Here is an 18,547-nt window from a genome sequence, read left to right on the forward strand (position 1 = left end):
AAAAGCTTTTAGATTTCATGCAAAAGGTCTCTAAAAATGTTCCGGGTGTTGTTATTGCCGGCCTTCGGGGCGGATCAGGCAAGACCATTATCTCTTTAGGGATTGCCGGAGCATGGAAAGAAAAAGGCTATAAGGTCTCCCCATTTAAAAAGGGACCTGACTATATTGACGCCGGCTGGCTTTCAACAGCAGCCGGTCGTCCCTGTTATAATCTGGATACGTTTCTTTGTACCCCGTCCGTTGTCCAACACTCCTATTATAAAAATTCAGATAATTGTGATATCGCCGTTATTGAAGGAAATCGCGGTCTTTATGACGGTATTGATATTGATGGTTCAACATCGACTTCAGAGCTTGCAAAGCTTTTAAACCTGCCTGTCTTACTGGTCCTGGACTGTAGCAAGAGTACTCGTACAATGGCGGCTTTGCTCATGGGCTGCATGCAGTTTGATCCTGAAATTAACATTTGCGGTGTGATCCTCAACCGGGTGGCTGGCAAACGCCATGAAGGAAAGGTTCGGGCAAACATAGAACGATTTTGCAAGATTCCCGTTTTTGGTGCTGTTCCAAAATTGAAGGCAAAAGATTTTCCTGAACGGCACATGGGACTTGTGCCGTCTGATGAGCATGGTTTTTCAAATCAGGCAATCCAGGCCGCTGTTAAAGTTGCTAAAGCCAATATTGATTTGGATGAATTATATCAGGCCGTAACCGTTAAATATCAAAACCATGATTCAAAAGTGCCCCCCCTCAAGGTACATTTTTCACCTCAAATGCATCTTTCAGAAGGCAAACAAATTGATTCAGATCCTGTTACCATAGGTATTATAAGAGACTCGGCTTTTCAATTTTATTATCCCGATAACATTGATGCCTTAAGAGAGCAGGGTGCCAATATTGTTTTTATCAGTCCTTTGAATGAAACCGCTATACCAAAGGTCCATGCCATCTATATGGGCGGGGGATTTCCTGAAACCCATGCACCACAGCTTGCTCAAAATATGGCCTTTAGGGAGAATTTGAAAAGATTATCTCAACAGGGACTTCCCATTTATGCGGAATGCGGTGGGCTGATCTTTCTGGGTCAAAGCATCCGGTTAAGTGACCGTGAATATCCCATGTCCGGTATTCTCCCCATTAAATTCGGGCTTTCCATAAGGCCCCAGGGACATGGTTATACCCAAGTCAATGTTGTGAATGAAAATCCTTTTTTTAAAACCGGTGAAATTTTAAAAGGCCACGAATTCAGATATTCCAGTGTTCTGGATATTGATTATAAGGATACTGAAATGGCCTTTAAAATGGAGCGTGGCAAAGGCATTCTTGACAAAAAAGACGGTTTTTTTAAACGCAATACCTTTGGAACCTATACCCATATCCATGCGCTTGGCAGCCCTTCCTGGGCACCTGCTTTGATCAAAAAAGCCGGAGAATTTAAAGCAGCGTTTGTCCGGTAAATCATCAGATAAATATTACAATTTTTTATGTGAAATTTTTTTCAGACTAAACTTTCGAGTTTTATGCTTAGTTGTGGGCAAGCCTGGGTTAAAGAACAAGTCTTTCCATGGCAAGAGTATTCCATAAAAAAAGAGGCTTTTCATATTCTGAAAAACCTCTTTTGAAGCGTAAAAAAACGGTGTGTTGAAAAACGACTACTTTTTCTTTTTTAAGGATATGTGACATTTGGCGCAGGAAGCAGGAGCAGGTCCCTTCATTCCTTTAGGATCTCCGGCTTTTTTGTTCACGTCTTTATGGCAGACGATACAATTGCCATGCATGGCGTTTTCAAGTACCATAATGTCTTTTTTGTTCTTTTTGTCTTTGGCCATTTTTGTGTGGCATTCCGCACATCTTTGAACATTATCCCCTATTTTAAGGTCCAGAGGTTTGTTGTCCTTGTCATGGTGACAGTCACCGCATGAAATTTTATAATCCTCATTGTGCATTTTGTGGCTGAATTCAATAAATTTTGATTTAGGCGGTTGTTTTTTGCGTTTTTTGTATTGGTTGTAGTCCATTTTTATCGTGTCCGGAACATCTGTCCCGGCATACAGACCCGTGGTAATAAACATTACAGCCATACCTGCAACCAAGAGCATCATCAGCAGCTTTTTGTTCATCATTTTTTTTACTCCTTTAATAATTTTTTTGTCTTTATACCGATGATAATTGCATATCACCGATGGTTTCTTTAAATTTTTTTATTCAGCGTTTTACACCCAAGCATGTTGAAAAGTCAACCTTAAATACTTTTTCAGACTACGTATGATCATCCTGGTTTACCGTGTCTGATTGTGACAGATTATCCTGGTTTTCAGGTTCTTTTTCGTCAATTTCAGAGTTATGTTTTTTGCCGAATATTCTGGCACCAATAATGCTGATCTCATAAAGAAGCATCAACGGAAGGGCCATCATCACCTGGGTGACCACATCCGGTGGTGTGATAATTGCGGCACCCACAAAAAACAGCAACAGGGCATATTTTCTGTTCTTTTTTAAAAACGGGACTGTTACCAGACCCATCCTGGCCAAAAATGTTAAAACTAACGGCAATTCAAACACAAATCCAAATGCCAGAAGCATCTTTGAAGCAAAAGAAAGATATTCTTTCATGGATGGCATGGCATGGATGGTTTCCGTGGCAAATCCTAAAAAGAATTTAAATCCATAAGGAAAAACAACGAAATAGCCAAAAGAGGAGCCAATGGCAAAGAAGAAAACTGAGAGAATGACGATGGGTAAGAAGTATTTCTTTTCGTTTCTGTAAAGCCCCGGAGATACAAACATCCAGAATTCATAAAAAAGTACCGGAGTCGCAACAACAATCCCGGCTAGTAAGGACACTTTAAGATAAGTAAAAAATGCTTCAGGAAGCCCTGTAAAAATCATCCTGGTGTTTTCATTTTCGCCCATGGCAGTGACCAGGGGGGCGATCAGTATCTCAAATAATTTTTCCTTGAAAAAATAAGCCGCTACAAATCCAATGCCCACGGCAATAAAGGAACGAACCAGTCTATCTCTTAATTCGCCCAAATGTTCGGTAAACGGGCTTTTTTCTTCTGTACTCATATGTTAATCGTTTTTATTGTTTTCAGATGTGTTATTGTTTTTGTCCGGTTCTTTATCAGTTGTTTCTTTATCTTTTGGGATTTCATCTGTAGCTGTATCAGAATTTTTTGTTTCAACATTCTGCGAACCTTTATCCTCTTTAACTGCTGATGTCTGCTCTTTTGGATAGGTGTCTTTAAGGATTTCTTTGAGATCTGTTTTAGAGGTATTGATGTCAGTCATATCTTTGACAGTGGTTTCCACATCAATGCTGCGTTTAAAGTCCTGGGCGGATCGTTTGAATTCTCCCATGGCACGGCCAAGCGTTTTGGCAAGGTCCGGAAGCTTTTGGGGGCCTATGACAATAAGGGCTATGGCCAGAATCAACAAAATTTCAGGCATTCCAAGACCAAACATTTTTTATTTTAACTCCTTTAATGAAAATTGCCAGTTAATAAGCTTCTATTTTTACACTGAATGATGACTGGGTGTCAAGGTAAGGATCAATAACCGGGGAAAGGAGGCTGCCTTATTTGCCCTGCTTGTTGTATTGCCTGCCACTGTCATGCTTCCTGTAAGGTTTGTGTTTGCCTTTAAAGGGTTTTTTCTTTTTAACCGCCTGTTTTAAATGATATTTTTTCTTTGGTTTGGGAAGTGGTTTGTCCAGTGCCTCGGACGGATACTCACAGACTATTTTATTTCCCAGCACCTCTTCTATTTTTGGTATGAAAAACGAACTCATTTCATCAGCAAAACTGATGGATATCCCTTTTGCTCCGGCCCTTCCGGTTCTTCCGATTCTATGAATATAGTGTTCCGGCTCATGGGGAAGATCATAGTTAATAACATGGCTGATATTTTCAATATGCAATCCACGGGCAGCCACGTCTGTTGCAACTAAAATATTAATTCTGCCGGTTTTAAAATTTTCAAGAACTTTAAATCGTTTGTCCTGGGAGATGTCCCCTGAAAGTACACTGCATTTTTGGCCGTACCGGTCAAGTTTTTCCGACACAATTCTTGCGGTATCTTTACGGTTTACAAACAAGATAACCCGTTTTAACTGCTCGTTGTTGATCAGGTTATAGACATGCTTGAATTTGTCGGTTTCCGTGCTGATATAAACAATCTGCTGGATACTGTCGGCTGCCGCCTGATCAGGATCTATTTCAATTTGAACCTTGTTTTCAGTGGTCCAGCTTTGGGCAAGTCTCAATACATCCGGTGTTAAGGTTGCAGAAAAGAACAGGGTCTGCCGCTTATTTTTGTGGGGTGTTTTTAAAATAATTCTGCGGACATCCGGAATAAATCCCATGTCCAGCATTCGATCAGCTTCATCAATTACGATAATTTCAACCTTGGAAGGGTTGATAAGGCCTTTGCTCATGAAATCAATGAGACGGCCGGGAGTAGCAACAATTATATCAACCGGTTTTTCTTTGAGCTGCGTTTGCTGTTTTTGATATCCGGTTCCACCAAAAATTGATACGATTTTTAAATTGGTATATCGGGCAAGGTCATTGAAATCCTTTTCAATCTGATAAACCAGCTCTCTTGTGGGTGCAAGGATCAAAGCCCTTGGGCTTCCTTTTTTATTTTTAAAGGACTTTTTGATGAATGCAGCTAAAATAGTTATGATGAAACTGGCACTTTTTCCTGTCCCGGTCTGGGCCTTGGCCGTGGCATCTTTTCCTTCCAGGGTATGGGGCATCAGCTTTGCTTGAATCGGCGTACAATATTCGAACTTTAAATCTGCAATGGCACGCATGACACTCAATGGCAGACCAAGATCATGAAATCGTGTTTCCCCTTCCCGGGGTTCTACTGGAAAATTATTGACGGACCATTTTTTTTTGGGGGGTTTAGGCGGACGTTTGTTGTTTGGTTCTGTTTCAGGCGAAGGTTTTGTTTCTGCTTTAGGCCTGGGAGTTGGTTGAACAGAAGGTGATTTGATTTGGGGCTTTTTGCTGAAAAGCTTTTTTAAAAATAGAAAAAATTGTTTCAATCGTTACTTTCTTTGTATGAGTTAAAATGTTAATTGTCTGATACCAATGGTTTTTAACAGACAGCCAGTTGTTTGTGAAGTTAAAATTATTAAAAAGCAAATTTATTATAAAGTTTATCCTCCTGCGACAAGGGGCAGCAGTTGAATTTTGGAGTTGTCCTCAATCATGGTTTCAGTAAATTCAGGGCTTGAAATAAGCTTGCCGTTCAGACGAACCACAGCACAAAAATCAACATTATCAAGCGTTTCCAAAAGGGCTGCAATGGTCATATCCTCAAACCATTGCAGCTTTTTTCCATCAACTTCGATCATTTTGTTACGCCGTTTTTTTTTAAAATTTCCATAACTTCAGGAAAATCAATGCCAAGGTTTTTGACGGTTTCCAAAGTCGGAATACCATTTTTGTTCCACCCGCGTCTTTCGTAAACCGCATCTTTAAGCAGTTCGTATTGTTCTTCTCTTTTCTGCCTTAAAACAGCTGTTTTTTCTTTAGAATCCATGTTATTGATCGTGATGCCATATTTGTCTGTTAGCTGTTGGTCATACCGTTCCTGGCGCGATTCATATTCTTCCACAGTCACAGGGCCGATGGCCCTGTAGGGCAATGTGTCATGTTCCCTTGTACCAAAGCCCATTTTCAGGTTGAAAATTCTTTGAAAATTATAAACTGCCTCGCTCATTAAAATCAGATCGTCGGGTTTAGTTTTCCTGCCTGTAACAGCAGAGAAGAAATCCGCATACCATCCCACATGTTTGATTACCTTGGCAGGTTCGGATGTGGTTTTATTATCTTCTGGAATAATATCATTCCAGGGCAGTTTGCAAAGACCGCAAAGGCCAAACCAGGTTCTGAACATGGGAAACCAGTGAAGGGCTTCTGCCTTGTTTTCAAAGGTGGGCATGAAATTATGAACCATATCAAGAAAGATGAGCCAGGCTTCATCATGCTGGGGGCCTTTCAGGGCAAGCCCGTATCCCCCCTGTTGGGCAAGGGATTCCTTGGTGATATATTCGGAAAATTCAAGCCCCTTGGATTCCATTCCAATATCTTGCATAAAATCGGTATTTGCACCAAAGTCAGTTGCAAAGATCTTTTTCATTTGTCTGACACCTTTGCCGACAATTCTGCCGAATCCTTCACCCCTTGCCATCTGGTGGATGATCTCCAATGAGTTGAGACGGCTGCCAAAGCTCAATTCCATCCCGCCGGTATGATCGGCAGTAATTAAATTGTTTTCAAAGCATTCCATGACAAACCCGATGGATGTTCCCACGGAAATGGTATCCAGCCCATAAGCATCACAATAAAAATTTATTTCAACAATGGTATGGGCATCAAAAATGCCCAGGTTGGCACCGCAGCCGGCAATGGTTTCATATTCAGGTCCGTCCACAAATACTTTTTTCCCTTTATAGGGGCCGGTCATGGGGGAGAAGTCTTTCACCCCGTGGGAACAGGCAACGGCACAGCCTTTCCAGCAACCGTCAAAACCTTTGTCAAACAGATGTTCAAAGATCTCTTCTCCTATGGCATGGCTTTGCGGATGTGAACCAAACTTGAAATTATGGACCGGCAGGCAGTCGTGATCATTCATAATAGGAACAAGATGTGTGGTTCCGACCAGGGCCATTCTGTTTTGTTTGGGATCAAGGTTATGAATCTCTTTTGCATGGGTTTTGGTGACTGCTTTCAGGCTTTCAAAATCTGCAGGGTTGTTGGTTTTCATCGATATGGCACCGCATCGGGCCACAATGGCTTTGATTTTTTTATCGGCAAAAACGGTTCCGATACCGCCTCGACCTGCTTGTTTGTATCTGACTCTCTTGCGCCCGGCATCCCACCAGGAAAAATTCAGGCATCCAAAGAAGGTGTGTTTGGCACCCGGTCCTGTTGTTACAACAGAAACATTAACCGGTTTTTCCTTATCAAAATAACGGGTTAAAACATCTGAAAGTTCATAAGCATCTGTTGGAAGATTTTTTGCTTCAAATAGTTTGATTGTGTTTTCAATTCCGTCAATGACAATTATTGTCTCCTCTTCTGCTTTACCGTCAATTTGTAACGCATCAAACCCGGAAAATTTTTTATAAGGTCCAAAATAGCCACCCACATTTGAATCAATGGGCGCACCGGTTAAAGGAGAAATGGAAGTCACGATACTTTTCCCGCCACCTGGATATCCCGGTGTTCCACCAAGGGGACCCGAAGAAATACAAATGGTATTTTCAGGGTCATTCCATTTTGTGTCACCAAGCACAGCATTCCACATCAGCCAGAGATCATACCCTTTTCCTCCAATAAATTTATTTTTTACTTTTTCTTCAATAGGGGTAATGATGATATCTTTTGCATCAAGGTTAATTCGAAGGGATCTGTCTGCATAACCTTTATTAATAGTTGTTTTTTTATAAGAGATAGCTTTGATTTCTTTGAGATGAATTTGATCCATTTAATTTCTCCTTAAACTTAAATGTTTTTTTTAAACGAATTTATGATTTAAGCTTACGAAACCTTTTTGTATCTTTGATTGTACTGTAAAATAAGATATAACACATTTTAAGACTTAAATATATAAACTTGGATATATCGGGGTTGAATGTTGAATGCTTAAATCATTGTTATTTTATTGATTTTTAGATCAATCACTTCAGAACTCAATATTTAATCCGGGCTAAACAGTCAAAAAAACTTGACTTTTGATATAGTTCATAGTTAATCAGAACACTAAAAGTTAAAGGGATTTTTATATGAAAGTCTTTAAAAAATTCACACAAAGACTTTTAATTCTCGTTGTGGAAAAGTTTGAATGAAATACCGGATCTGCCAGTGGCAGTTATTGAGAAAAGGGAACATAAATGATTATATTAGCCAATTTTTTTGAAGCCATTGCTATTGTTCTGGATTATGCTTTGACGTTTTATATGTGGATTGTTATAGCTGGCGCTGTCCTGTCATGGGTGAGTCCAGATCCTTACAATCCCATTGTAAGGTTTATCAATACTGCAACCGAGCCAGTTTTTTATCAAATCAGAAAAAGACTTCCTGTGAATTTTGGAGGCCTTGATATATCACCTATTGTAGTTATTCTGGTTATTATTTTTCTTCAGGCATTTGTTGTTAAAAGCCTTCACGGACTGGCACGCACAATAGCATAATAAAAACGAGGGGTGCTTATGGGCATAACACCGTTGGTTGTAAAACAAAAAGAATTTACGACAAGATTCAGAGGATTTGATGTTCAGGAAGTTGATTTTTTTCTCGAAGAGGTATCACGAGAACTTAATCATCTGAATCAGACCATTCAAAATATTCATGAGGAAAATCACAGGCTCAAACTGGAGAATCAAGGCTATAGAAAAAGAGAAAATTCTATGAGAAACGCCATGATCCAGGCTCAGAAAGTCATGGATCAGATGAAGGAAAATGCCAGGAAATCTTCACAGGTGATCATTGCCAATGCTGAAGTTGAAGCGGAAAAAATGTTGAACAGAGCGCATAATAGGCTTTCACAGCTTCACGGTGATATTATTGAGTTGAAACGTCAACGCATTCAGCTTGAAATGCAAATCAGTGCCGTTCTGGAATCCCATTCAAAATTGCTTGAAATGACAAAGGAAGAAAATAAAGCAGCTGATGAAACTGATTCTACCTTGAAGTTTATCCAGCGGGCATAAATTTTCAATTAAAGATTAACAAAGAGGGCATGTGAAATGGCTGAAATTGATGCTTTTTTTAAGCTGATGCATGAGCAGGGTGCTTCCGATCTCCATCTGGCCTCGGGCCAGCAACCGGCATTAAGACTTCATGGCGATATTGAACGTATAAAATATGATACATTGACCAGTGATAAACTAAGGGGCCTTTTATATGAAATAACCTCCCAGGAGAAGATTAAGGTTTTTGAAGAAACCGGGGATGTGGATTTTGGTTATGAAATCCCTGGGCTTGCCAGGTACAGGGCAAACTATTTTATGCAAAAAAGCGGTATCTCAGCAGTTTTCCGCGAGATCCCGTCTGAAATACTGACTGCAGAACAGCTGGGGCTTCCACCGGTTATTTCAAAACTGGCTGATCTTCCAAGGGGTCTTGTTCTGGTTACAGGACCTACCGGGTCAGGTAAGTCAACTACCCTTGCCGCTATTGTTGATCAGGCCAATAGAAACAGAAAAGATCATATCATTACTGTGGAAGACCCCATTGAGTTTGTACACCGAAGCCAGAACTGCATTGTGAACCACAGGGAAGTGGGAATGCACACCCAGACATTTTCATCAGCCTTGAGAGGGGCCCTTCGTGAAGACCCGGATATTATTCTCGTGGGGGAATTAAGGGATCTTGAAACCATTTCCCTTGCCATTGAAGCGGCTTCCACAGGCCATCTGGTGTTTGGAACCCTGCATACCTCCAGTGCTGCTAAAACCGTTGACAGGATTATCGAAGTGTTCCCCTCCACAGAACAGGCCCAGATACGCTCTACCTTGTCTGACGGTCTTCGCGCCATTGTGGCCCAGACATTGTTTAAGAGAGTTGATAAAAAAGGCAGGTGTGCAGCTTTGGAAATTTTAGTGGCAACACCTGCCGTGCGAAATCTTATCCGTGAAGCCAAAACTCACCAGATTCCATCCATGATTCAGACCGGCAAGCAATACGGGATGCAATTGCTGGATGATGCCATCATGCAATTGTATAAAAAAGGATGGATCAGCCCTGATGAGGCATATGGAAAAGCTAATAATAAATCCTTGTTCAGGCCTTTTCTGAAGAACCCGCCGTCTGATTTTACGGAAGCTTAAGACCTCTTAATAGATGAAGCAAATGGATGAAGCCAAGAGAAAAATAGCATGAAAAAACAGCAGATCGACCATATCCTTTCCAAAATGCTGGATTCCCATGATAATGTTTCAGATTTGAATTTTACCCCGGGCAAACCTCTTCAGGTTGAAAGTTCCGGGGAATTGGTTCCAGTGAACATAGATCCTGAGTTTAAACGGCTGACTCCTTTTCAAACTGAAATATTTGCACTGAATTTAATTAATAATAATCGGAAACTTGCTGAGACCCTTATCAGGGAAGGATCATGTGACCTTTCCTACCAGTTGGGAAATAAAGCAAGGTTCAGGGTGAATATTTTTTCAAGATCCAGCAAATATTCCATTGTCTTGAGAAAGCTTGAAACAAAAATCCCCACAATTGAAGAATTGAACCTGCCCAGGGCATTTTATACCATGGCCGAAGAAAGAAACGGGATTGTTTTTGTTACCGGTGCCACTGGTTCCGGGAAGTCAACATCACTTGCCGCGCTGCTGGATAAAATCAATGAAACAAAATCGGTTCATGTTATCACCCTTGAAGACCCCATTGAATATCAGCATCCTCAGAAAAAATCCACGTTTAACCAAAGAGAACTGGGCGCTGATTTTGATACCTTTGCAAACGGGTTGAGAGCTGCTTTGCGCCAGGCTCCCAAAGTGATCCTGGTAGGTGAGATGCGGGACAGGGAAACCGTTGAAATCGGTCTTTCTGCGGCTGAAACAGGACACCTTGTTCTGTCCACATTGCACACCGTGGATGCCGGTCAAACCATTAATCGTGTTCTGGGCATGTTTTCCACTGAAGAAGAAAAACAGATCAGGATACGCCTTGCTGATACCATCCGTTGGGTTGTGGCCCAGAGATTATTGCCGAAAAACGGTGGAGGCAGGGTGGCGGCCTTTGAAATCATGGGGTCTAATTTAAGGGTGAAAGATACCATTCTGAATGGTGAATCCGAGGGAAAGACCTTCAATGATATTATTAATGCAGGCAAAGCTCAGGATATGGTGTCGTTTGATGAATATATTGTTTCCTTGTATGAAGAGAGAAACATCAGTGAAGAAATCGCATCTTCCTATGCATCAAGGAAGGATATTGTAGGAAGAGCCCTTGATTCGATAAAAAATGCACGCGGTGAGACTACAACAAAGATTGATTCATTGGAAATTGATCATGGATATCAAGGATAATTAAACCATGAACGTCACCTGTCATAATTGCAAAACAAAACTCAATATTCCGGATCACAAAATTCCCAAAGATAAAGACTTAACCCTTGCATGTCCCAAATGTAAAGAAAAGATCCGGATTCCTGTGGTAAAACAGCAAAAATCTGCGCAACTTTCTCTTGAAGACCGATTGAATGCCCTTGTTTGCATAGATGATAATGACTTGAAAAAAAAGGTTGTCTCGATTATCAGGCAGATGGGATTGGCAGCAGAAATCGCATTAAATACCAAAGCGGCATTAAATAAAATGGAATACCACATCTATCACCTGGTGATTATTGATGAGAGTTTTGATCAAAAAAAAGGGATATCCGGTATGATGGACAGGATGAATTCCATTGATATGTCGTTAAGACGCAGGATATGCCTGGTTTTAATCAGTGATAAATTCAATACAAATGATAATATGGCCGCCCTTAATACCAGTGTGAACAGTATCATTCACAGGGATGACATCATTCACCTGGAAACATTTGTATCAGGGGTTCTGGCAGATCATAAAAATTTTTATATGGTCTATAACGACTCCTTGAAACTGGCTGGAAAAGCTTAAAAAACCTGAAAATTTTAAAATAAAATAAGGATTTACACACGATTTTTTATGATCCGGCAATGGTATGAACCGGCAGGGTTTTTTGAGTGGCTGAGACGGACTTTTTGTTTTTTGAACATCGCTGTTTTTATGCTTACGGCAATGGTTGTCTTTTCTGAATTCAGATTTGACTGGTTTGAAAACCTTGTTGGTTCTTATCTTATCTCAACAAATGAGTTTCGTTCTGAAACAGGGGCTGTCTGGGAAAAAGGAAAACAAACTTCCAATGCCCGCAAATACATCAATAAAATGATCAGTCAAAAAGAAGATGCCCGGCAAAGTGTTCACAAGGCCTCTTCTTTTTCCGGGCTTGCGTCAAGACTGTTGCCGGGCGAGTGGGTTATACTGGAAAAACAGCGGTTTAAAGCTCTTTATCTGACCCTTGAAAAATCAACAGCATTAAAACTGATTGAACCGGCCCGGCTGCTATGGCTGCTGAACGGCAGCTCCCTTGACAGAATTTTTTGTGAAGGGATTAAGGGGGGAATCAAAATATATTTTATTGATTCCGAGAACAGAGTGATCAAACAGATTGATCTTAAAAAACAAGATATTCTTGATATTGAAAACGGTGAAAAACCGGTTTCAGGAAATCTTGACCAGATAGACGGATTTGCAGGGAGAATATTTTCCGCTGAAAATTTTTTTGACGCTCTGTTTAAATTACCGGCTGATATTATTCCCGATTTGATGGAAAATCCGCAAGCCTTGCTAAAGCAGGATGGAAGGATTACCCGGGTAGGCATATGGAATGAAGTCAAAAACGGTTATATTGAACTTGGATTTGAATTTAAAGGAACACAAGACAGCCAGGTTGTTTTTGTAAAAGGCCGTGAATGGGCAGTCTGGCAACTGAGCCTGAATCTTAAAAGAGAGGAAAATTGATTTTTTTTTTAAGGTTTTCAAAGCTTATCCGGTTCTGCCTGTTTGCCGGGTTGATCTTTGTTTCGCTTGCGTGTCTTGCCGGGATGTTCCTGGTGTTTTATGTGGCAAAAGATCTTCCAAAACTGCCGTCGCCCCTGAGCAGGATTATTGAAACTCCTCAAACCCGGGTGTTTGACTCAAACGGACAGGTGCTGATAACCCTTGGAGAGCGCAACCCCATCCCTTTGAACATGGTGTCCCGTGATTTTATCAATGCCATTATCGCCACAGAAGATCATCGCTTTTTTGAGCATCACGGAGTCAATAAGTTAAGAACCTTAAAAGGGCTTTATGTTACATTGTTTCAATCCGGCAATGTCCAGGGTGCCTCGACCATTACCCAGCAGCTGGCTAAAAATCTTTTTTTCAGTTTTGAAAAAACTTATACACGCAAATTCAAAGAACTGCTTGTGGCATTGCAGATTGAGGCCTCCAATACAAAACAGGAAATTTTACATGCCTATATCAACCAGATTCACTTTGGTGCCGGGGCCCAGGGGGTTGAAAAGGCAGCCAGGGTGTTTTTTGGAAAATCAGCACTTGATTTAAGCCTTCCAGAGGCTGCACTTCTTGCGGGACTGCCCAAATCTCCAACTAATTATAATCCATACCGGCACTATGACCGGGCTCTGGCAAGGCGTGATATTGTTTTGAAAAGAATGGTTCAAACAGGCTTGATATCCGATCTTGAAGCCCGGCAGGCCATGTCGGCAAGACCCGAATTGTACCATAAAGAATCAGACTCAAGAATCGGCAGTTATTTTGTTGATGCCCTGATCAATGAATTGATTTCAACTTATGGTGAAGATGTTGTGTATCATGGTGGGCTTAAAGTATTTGCCACCATGGATAAAAGACTGCAATCATATGCCAGCCAATCCATTAAAAAAGGCCTTGAACGGCTGGACACAATGATGGGGATCAAAGCGGAGAACAGGGTTCATCCCCAGGGGGCACTTGTGGCAATCGATACAGGGTCCGGTGCTGTAAAAGCCATGGTGGGCGGCAAAAATTATTATAAGAGTGAATTCAACCGGGCCGTTAAAGCCAGACGTCAGCCGGGAAGCGGATTTAAACCCTTTGTGTATTATGCGGCATTCAAGCAATTGGGGTGGCATCCGGCGATTATCATGACTGACAAGCCTGTCATCATACCGGTAAAAGGGGCTGCCGACTGGAAACCAAAGAATTTTACCAAAACCTTTTCAGGTGATATGATTTTAAAAAAGGCCTTAACCAACTCTGTGAATACCATTGCGGCTCAGTTGGTGGAAAAGATCGGGCCTGACATGGTTATCCGTGCTGCCAAAGCATGTGGTATTCAAAGCCCGTTAAAAAATGTTTATTCCATAGCACTGGGAACTTCCACCATTACACCTTTTGAGATGGCTTCGGCATATACGGTTTTTGCAACCCTTGGGATCAGGCATGAACCGTTTTTTTTCCGGCGGGTTGAAGATGCATTGGGCCGCGTTATTTTTGAACATATTGTTCAGGAAAAAAGAGTGCTTGAGCCGGCCATTGCTTATCAGGTTGTGGATATGATGAAATCGGTCATTGAAAGGGGGTCAGCCCGGTCTGTTCGTCAACTGGGTTTTCACCGTGAAGCTGCGGGAAAAACAGGCACTACTGACAATTACAATGATGCCTGGTTTACAGGTTTTACACCAACCCTGTGTGCATCTGTCTGGATCGGTTTTGACAGGAAAAAGAGATTAACAGACATCAATAAAAATGGGATTACCGGCGGCAAGGGTGCGGCACCCATCTGGGCTGAGTTTATGATCAATGCACTGAAATCCGATCCTGAAAGAAAATTTTCCATTCCAGATGATATCCGATTTGAAACAGTAGATACTACAACAGGTTGTCCTCCTGAAGAGGAAAATTCAATAGCTGAAGTTTTAACGGTTCCTTTAAAGCCGGAACAATTTTTGTGTATAAAAGAAGAAAAATGACCCGTATATTAAGACATATCAGTATTCATATGTGGATCACCACACTGTTTTGCATACCTTTGTGTTTTTATATGTTGCCGGAGCTTTCAAAATTTTTTCCCGGTATCAACCATGTAATCACAGGGTTTGTGACCCTTGCTTGCTGTATGGTGATTATTGGTTTTTTAATGGATATGACAGCTAAAAAAATTATCAATCACCTGATCAAGGAAGGCCGGGTCTGGGAAATATCAGGACTTTTTAATAAAGCTGAAATAAATTATACAAAGGCTTTAAGGATGTTTGATACCTTTCTTTTTCGGCCGTTTTTTTCAAGAAACACAACTCGGAAAATATCTGCAGCAATTGCAAAATTTCAATTAAACACTGCTGTTGAAAATCCAAATTTTAAACCGGTTGCAGCGGTTTATTTGAAAATGAATCCGGATGATGTTGATGTTGCAGAGCTTTGGCTTAAACAAATTAGGCAATCTGCTTGTGTTACATCTTTTGAGCAGGAGGTGATTTCTGTTCTTGCTGAAAAATATTATACTGATACAATCTTATCCGCTTTGCTGACAGATATTTTTCTTGGATTGGAAAGAAAGGATTTTACAGCAAAAAAACTTTATAACCAGGTACAAAAAGAGCCGGTTTTTGAAAGTCGCTATTCAAAGAAAATCGCTGATATCATTGAAAAAGTCGATGAATCCTTTGAACAGACCAGTTGGTCTTTTTCAGATGATAAGACTCAAAAAAAGACGATTGGGACTGGTACACTCTTAAAATCAATTATATCAGAGTGTGTTTGTTTTCTGAAATGGTTTGGTGCTGGGTTTGGATCTGTCATAAGTTTTTTTGTTTTGTCCACAGGCAAAGGGTATGCCTATCTCAAAGAGTGTGAAAATACCCGATTTTATTTAAAGGCAGGTTTGCTTTCGATTCTATCGGTCTGGTTTGTGGTGTTCATGGTCAGTACCTTTTCTCATCTGCTCAAGTCCGGAACAAAGGAAAAGCAAACAGTTAAAATTGAAATCAGTATACCCAAGCCTTTTACGATTCAAGTGTCAGCTTATTTAAAACAGCAATATGCTGATAAGTATGTGGAGAGATTAAAGAAAAAAGGTGTTAAAGCAATGGTCAAAAAGGTTGTAGGCGGTGGAAAAACATGGTTTGTGGTTAGGATTTCCGAGTTTGTCGATAAAAAGAGTGCAAAAGCTTACGGCCAAAAACTCAAGCAACAAAATATCATAGATGATTTTTTTGTCAACAATACATGATTTTTGCAATACATAATTTCCACCGGAAAAAGTTGGGAAATAAATTGTGTTGACGTGGGTGAAACTCATAATTAATTAAATATTTATGACTTTGTCGGCTAACTGCATTGATGTTACAACATCCAGCATATTGGTTGTTTCACCGATGACTTTTGCATCCATTAATCCAAAGTGGGTCAGGCAGGCCCCGCAAACAAGAATGCTCACGCCGGAAGCATCAAGACCGGCGAGATCTTCAAAAATTTTGGAATCTTTGGTGGAAAATTTTACACCGCCGTTTAAAAGAATCAGACGCCAGAGATCATTGCCCATCTCTTTGAGGGTTTTGACAAAATTGATCATCAGTTTTTGACCCAGTTCATCATCCCCTTTCCCGATTTGCTGTGAGGAGATAATAACCAAAATTTTTTGAGTGTCTGAATTTTGGGTTGTTTTAGTATGATCAAGATTTGTTTCCAGTATCGTGGCGGTTTCAGGATCTCTTCGCCCGGATATGGTTGAGTTGATACCGTCAGTATCCACTGATACTTCAAACCCATGGAAACTTAAGAACCTGCTTACATTTTCCACGGCAGCGTCATTGTCTACAATAACATCAATTTCAGTTGCTGGTTCCTGCTCAAGAAATTTTTTTGTATTAAGTACGGGTGCCGGACATTGAAGTTGTCTGCAATCAATCTTTTTTATCATTATTTTTCCTTATCATTCTCTTTTTTTTAATTTATTTTAAAACTGAAATTATGAACCCTTGAGGGCTTAGTCAAATAGTAATATTCGATATGAATTTTAATTGTCATTGGAAATATTGATAAAGAGTCTGAAAGACTTGAAATTGATCACAATATCGGTCATTCATAACAATTGGTGAACCAATGGCTTATGTTTTTATTAGTCCAGAAAAATTTCTTTTCTTTGAAACACAATATTGAAAAGATTTGACAGCCAGGGTCTTATATGACCATACTTTTCCTTATGTTGACGTAAATCTAATTGTTAAAAAAAGGAGACAAACATGGTCATTATTTCTAATGTTACTTATCCCCCTGAAAGTACCAAGGAAATTGCAAAACGATATCTGAAGGCACCTGTTTTGCCGGAGTTTCTTAATAAAAAGGGGCCCTATGTGTCGGCCAGTAAAACCGGTGGAATGAATTCCATAACCTTTTATGAGCTGAGCAACGACAGGCTTGCAGAAGGCTTAAAAGTCATTGGTGAAAGTCTGGCCATCTATTTTGGTGTGCCCGGATATAAATATGATCTTAAACCGTATTTTGAACTTGAAGAAGGTTTGGCAATACTGGGTCTGTAAAGTTAGATTTTATTTTTTTAATTCTTTTTTTGCCCAGGCGCAAATTTTTTCAAATGCCGTGAATTTCCATTTGAGCGGAAAATCACGGCATTGTTCCGGCTTTACATCATTGATCCTGCAACCCTTCAGCGTTAAAAACACACACTCGCCATTTTCTTTTTCTATCAAAGAGAGGTTGTGCCTGTCTTTGGTAAGGATTGTAAAGGTTGCAATGAATTGATAAACATCCATGTTCAAGAAAGCTGCAATGATGTCCGTTTCGTTTTTTTTGAGTTTGACATATCCGGGTTGTCTGCAGCATGCACCGCATCCCAGGCATTTGAACTTTGAAAGATCAGGCTGTTTCATTTTTTTATTCATTTTAAGTTTTGATACTACAAGAACAAATTAAGGTTTGGTCTTGAAAGGGTTTCTGGTGTGGATTCAAATATTGAATCAAGGTTGTTTCTGATATCATCCATGGTTTGAGCGCGCATCAGTTTTTTTAAAATGCTATGCCCGAATTTGAAATTAGCACAAAAATAGGGAGAAAACTTTTTAAAGAGCTTAACGCTAAAATGATCCTCATAATGATCTGAAAGAATCCGGGTCATTCTCATGGCAGCGGTAAAAAAAATATCATTTCCCGGGGAAAATCCTTTTGTCCACTGGGCAAACAGCCATGGCCTTGCAACTGCCATTCTCCCTACGGACAGTCCATGGCAGGATGTCTGGTCAATCATTTTTATCCCGTCTTCTGCCTGAAAAAGGTTCCCATTACCAAAAACGGGGATGGAGACGGCTTGCCGGACAAGTTTAATCACCTCCCATTGGGGCGGCCGGTTTCTTCTGTCCGGTGCAATCCTTGGATGGAAGGTCAGTGCATTTGCCCCGGCATCTTCAAATCGTCCTGCCATATCAACGGCAGCTTGAGGATTATTTTCCCATCCGATCCTGAATTTAACAAAGACCGGAATCGAGACTGCATCACTTACCGCTTTCACAATATTTGATGAAAGATCAGGATTTTTTAACAGCTCAGCCCCGCATCCTTTTTTGCAGATAGCCGCCACAGAGCATCCGAAATTAAGATCCACTCCGAAAAAGCCTTCTTTTTCAATTCGTTTTGCAGCCCGAGCCATATTTTCAGGGTCTGATCCAAAGATCTGGCAGACAAGCCAGGGCAGTTCCTCTTGCCTCCATTTAAACACAAGGGAGGTATTGGGATTTTCATGAGGGACTGCCTTTGCGCTGCACATTCCTGTAAACAGCAGGCCAAATCCGCCAAATTCAGAGATAAGCTGTCTTAAGGCTATATGACCAAGACCTGCCAGGGGCGATAGTACCATACGATTATGAATAGTTTGATCTTTTATGCTTAAATCTTTTAAAAGATATTTGGAAAGTTTGAGATTCTTCATTGTTTGTTTG

The 18,547-nt window shown here is 40.6% G+C and carries 19 protein-coding genes; 10 read left to right on the forward strand and 9 right to left on the reverse strand.

All coding sequences use genetic code 11. The annotated features are described in order from the left end of the window. Window positions 1–17 precede the first annotated feature (17 nt). Window positions 18–1,457 (forward strand): cobyrinate a,c-diamide synthase, encoded by a 1,440-nt coding sequence (locus TOL2_RS03065; RefSeq protein ID WP_014956084.1) that lies wholly within the window; start codon window positions 18–20, stop codon window positions 1,455–1,457. Between the two features lie 195 nt (window positions 1,458–1,652). Here TOL2_RS03065 and TOL2_RS03070 read toward each other — a convergent pair whose 3' ends face one another. From TOL2_RS03070 to TOL2_RS03095, 6 genes are all read right to left on the reverse strand, one after another. Further along, window positions 1,653–2,123, reverse strand: a complete 471-nt coding sequence (locus TOL2_RS03070; protein ID WP_014956085.1) for a cytochrome c3 family protein — start codon at window positions 2,121–2,123, stop codon at window positions 1,653–1,655. Window positions 2,124–2,259: 136 nt separating this feature from the next. Next, window positions 2,260–3,069 carry a twin-arginine translocase subunit TatC gene (tatC, locus tag TOL2_RS03075; protein WP_014956086.1) on the reverse strand — a complete coding sequence of 270 codons (810 nt, stop codon included), beginning with the start codon at window positions 3,067–3,069 and terminating at the stop codon, window positions 2,260–2,262. A 3-nt stretch (window positions 3,070–3,072) separates the two neighbouring features. Beyond that, a complete protein-coding gene (locus TOL2_RS03080) occupies window positions 3,073–3,465 on the reverse strand; it encodes a twin-arginine translocase TatA/TatE family subunit (RefSeq protein WP_014956087.1) in 393 nt (130 codons plus the stop codon). A gap of 112 nt (window positions 3,466–3,577) precedes the next feature. Beyond that, window positions 3,578–5,053, reverse strand: coding sequence for a DEAD/DEAH box helicase (locus tag TOL2_RS03085; protein WP_014956088.1), 1,476 nt, complete (start codon window positions 5,051–5,053; stop codon window positions 3,578–3,580). 114 nt (window positions 5,054–5,167) lie between these two features. Beyond that, the gene (gene thiS / locus TOL2_RS03090) at window positions 5,168–5,365 is read right to left on the reverse strand and encodes a sulfur carrier protein ThiS (RefSeq protein WP_014956089.1); all 198 of its coding nucleotides are present in this window, start codon (window positions 5,363–5,365) and stop codon (window positions 5,168–5,170) included. Beyond that, a complete protein-coding gene (locus TOL2_RS03095) occupies window positions 5,362–7,503 on the reverse strand; it encodes an aldehyde ferredoxin oxidoreductase family protein (protein ID WP_014956090.1) in 2,142 nt (713 codons plus the stop codon). The genes thiS and TOL2_RS03095 overlap by 4 nt, the downstream gene beginning before the upstream one ends. A gap of 406 nt (window positions 7,504–7,909) precedes the next feature. Here TOL2_RS03095 and TOL2_RS03100 point away from each other — a divergent pair, with 406 nt between their 5' ends. The 8 genes from TOL2_RS03100 (at window position 7,910) to TOL2_RS03135 (ending at window position 15,828) form a co-directional block, all read left to right on the forward strand. Beyond that, on the forward strand, window positions 7,910–8,209 hold the full coding sequence (locus tag TOL2_RS03100; RefSeq protein WP_014956091.1) for a YggT family protein: 300 nt from the start codon (window positions 7,910–7,912) through the stop codon (window positions 8,207–8,209). Window positions 8,210–8,227: 18 nt separating this feature from the next. Then, a complete protein-coding gene (locus tag TOL2_RS03105; RefSeq protein WP_014956092.1) occupies window positions 8,228–8,728 on the forward strand; it encodes a DivIVA domain-containing protein in 501 nt (166 codons plus the stop codon). A 36-nt stretch (window positions 8,729–8,764) separates the two neighbouring features. Beyond that, window positions 8,765–9,847 carry a type IV pilus twitching motility protein PilT gene (locus TOL2_RS03110; RefSeq protein WP_014956093.1) on the forward strand — a complete coding sequence of 361 codons (1,083 nt, stop codon included), beginning with the start codon at window positions 8,765–8,767 and terminating at the stop codon, window positions 9,845–9,847. A 48-nt stretch (window positions 9,848–9,895) separates the two neighbouring features. Beyond that, window positions 9,896–11,056 carry a type IV pilus twitching motility protein PilT gene (locus TOL2_RS03115; RefSeq protein ID WP_014956094.1) on the forward strand — a complete coding sequence of 387 codons (1,161 nt, stop codon included), beginning with the start codon at window positions 9,896–9,898 and terminating at the stop codon, window positions 11,054–11,056. 7 nt (window positions 11,057–11,063) lie between these two features. Continuing rightward, window positions 11,064–11,648: a zinc-ribbon domain-containing protein gene (locus tag TOL2_RS03120; RefSeq protein ID WP_014956095.1), complete on the forward strand. Its 585-nt coding sequence runs from the start codon at window positions 11,064–11,066 to the stop codon at window positions 11,646–11,648. A gap of 111 nt (window positions 11,649–11,759) precedes the next feature. Further along, complete coding sequence (locus TOL2_RS03125; RefSeq protein ID WP_232508043.1) at window positions 11,760–12,572, forward strand: hypothetical protein; 813 nt, start codon at window positions 11,760–11,762, stop codon at window positions 12,570–12,572. Next, window positions 12,569–14,569, forward strand: coding sequence for a penicillin-binding protein 1A (locus TOL2_RS03130; protein ID WP_014956097.1), 2,001 nt, complete (start codon window positions 12,569–12,571; stop codon window positions 14,567–14,569). Before TOL2_RS03125 ends, TOL2_RS03130 begins: the two co-directional genes overlap by 4 nt. Then, window positions 14,566–15,828, forward strand: coding sequence for an SPOR domain-containing protein (locus TOL2_RS03135; protein ID WP_041279221.1), 1,263 nt, complete (start codon window positions 14,566–14,568; stop codon window positions 15,826–15,828). The genes TOL2_RS03130 and TOL2_RS03135 overlap by 4 nt, the downstream gene beginning before the upstream one ends. A gap of 75 nt (window positions 15,829–15,903) precedes the next feature. Here the strand turns inward: TOL2_RS03135 and yedF are convergent, their stop codons facing one another. Next, window positions 15,904–16,518: a sulfurtransferase-like selenium metabolism protein YedF gene (yedF, locus tag TOL2_RS03140; RefSeq protein WP_014956099.1), complete on the reverse strand. Its 615-nt coding sequence runs from the start codon at window positions 16,516–16,518 to the stop codon at window positions 15,904–15,906. A gap of 322 nt (window positions 16,519–16,840) precedes the next feature. On the opposite strand from yedF, the gene TOL2_RS03145 reads away from it, so the two are divergent. Then, window positions 16,841–17,137, forward strand: coding sequence for a hypothetical protein (locus TOL2_RS03145; RefSeq protein ID WP_041279222.1), 297 nt, complete (start codon window positions 16,841–16,843; stop codon window positions 17,135–17,137). Window positions 17,138–17,146: 9 nt separating this feature from the next. Here TOL2_RS03145 and TOL2_RS03150 read toward each other — a convergent pair whose 3' ends face one another. Both TOL2_RS03150 and TOL2_RS03155 read right to left on the reverse strand, forming a co-directional pair. Then, window positions 17,147–17,485 carry a YkgJ family cysteine cluster protein gene (locus TOL2_RS03150; RefSeq protein ID WP_232508044.1) on the reverse strand — a complete coding sequence of 113 codons (339 nt, stop codon included), beginning with the start codon at window positions 17,483–17,485 and terminating at the stop codon, window positions 17,147–17,149. A gap of 26 nt (window positions 17,486–17,511) precedes the next feature. Continuing rightward, the gene (locus TOL2_RS03155; protein WP_041279780.1) at window positions 17,512–18,537 is read right to left on the reverse strand and encodes a tRNA dihydrouridine synthase; all 1,026 of its coding nucleotides are present in this window, start codon (window positions 18,535–18,537) and stop codon (window positions 17,512–17,514) included. Window positions 18,538–18,547: the final 10 nt, after the last annotated feature.

It is taken from the genome of Desulfobacula toluolica Tol2 (assembly GCF_000307105.1).
GTDB classification, from domain to species: Bacteria; Desulfobacterota; Desulfobacteria; order Desulfobacterales; family Desulfobacteraceae; genus Desulfobacula; species Desulfobacula toluolica.

What these genes read in the sequence shown, in the direction of transcription:
- TOL2_RS03080 (WP_014956087.1), bottom strand. Translation starts at nt 3,465, where the DNA reads ATGTTTGGTCTTGGAATGCCTGAAATTTTGTTGATTCTGGCCATAGCC.
- yedF (WP_014956099.1), bottom strand. Translation starts at nt 16,518, where the DNA reads ATGATAAAAAAGATTGATTGCAGACAACTTCAATGTCCGGCACCCGTA.
- TOL2_RS03070 (WP_014956085.1), bottom strand. Translation starts at nt 2,123, where the DNA reads ATGATGAACAAAAAGCTGCTGATGATGCTCTTGGTTGCAGGTATGGCT.
- TOL2_RS03145 (WP_041279222.1), top strand. Translation starts at nt 16,841, where the DNA reads ATGGTCATTATTTCTAATGTTACTTATCCCCCTGAAAGTACCAAGGAA.
- TOL2_RS03110 (WP_014956093.1), top strand. Translation starts at nt 8,765, where the DNA reads ATGGCTGAAATTGATGCTTTTTTTAAGCTGATGCATGAGCAGGGTGCT.
- TOL2_RS03135 (WP_041279221.1), top strand. Translation starts at nt 14,566, where the DNA reads ATGACCCGTATATTAAGACATATCAGTATTCATATGTGGATCACCACA.
- TOL2_RS03095 (WP_014956090.1), bottom strand. Translation starts at nt 7,503, where the DNA reads ATGGATCAAATTCATCTCAAAGAAATCAAAGCTATCTCTTATAAAAAA.
- TOL2_RS03155 (WP_041279780.1), bottom strand. Translation starts at nt 18,537, where the DNA reads ATGAAGAATCTCAAACTTTCCAAATATCTTTTAAAAGATTTAAGCATA.
- TOL2_RS03100 (WP_014956091.1), top strand. Translation starts at nt 7,910, where the DNA reads ATGATTATATTAGCCAATTTTTTTGAAGCCATTGCTATTGTTCTGGAT.
- TOL2_RS03120 (WP_014956095.1), top strand. Translation starts at nt 11,064, where the DNA reads ATGAACGTCACCTGTCATAATTGCAAAACAAAACTCAATATTCCGGAT.
- TOL2_RS03150 (WP_232508044.1), bottom strand. Translation starts at nt 17,485, where the DNA reads ATGAAACAGCCTGATCTTTCAAAGTTCAAATGCCTGGGATGCGGTGCA.
- TOL2_RS03105 (WP_014956092.1), top strand. Translation starts at nt 8,228, where the DNA reads ATGGGCATAACACCGTTGGTTGTAAAACAAAAAGAATTTACGACAAGA.
- thiS (WP_014956089.1), bottom strand. Translation starts at nt 5,365, where the DNA reads ATGATCGAAGTTGATGGAAAAAAGCTGCAATGGTTTGAGGATATGACC.
- TOL2_RS03115 (WP_014956094.1), top strand. Translation starts at nt 9,896, where the DNA reads ATGAAAAAACAGCAGATCGACCATATCCTTTCCAAAATGCTGGATTCC.
- TOL2_RS03065 (WP_014956084.1), top strand. Translation starts at nt 18, where the DNA reads ATGCAAAAGGTCTCTAAAAATGTTCCGGGTGTTGTTATTGCCGGCCTT.
- tatC (WP_014956086.1), bottom strand. Translation starts at nt 3,069, where the DNA reads ATGAGTACAGAAGAAAAAAGCCCGTTTACCGAACATTTGGGCGAATTA.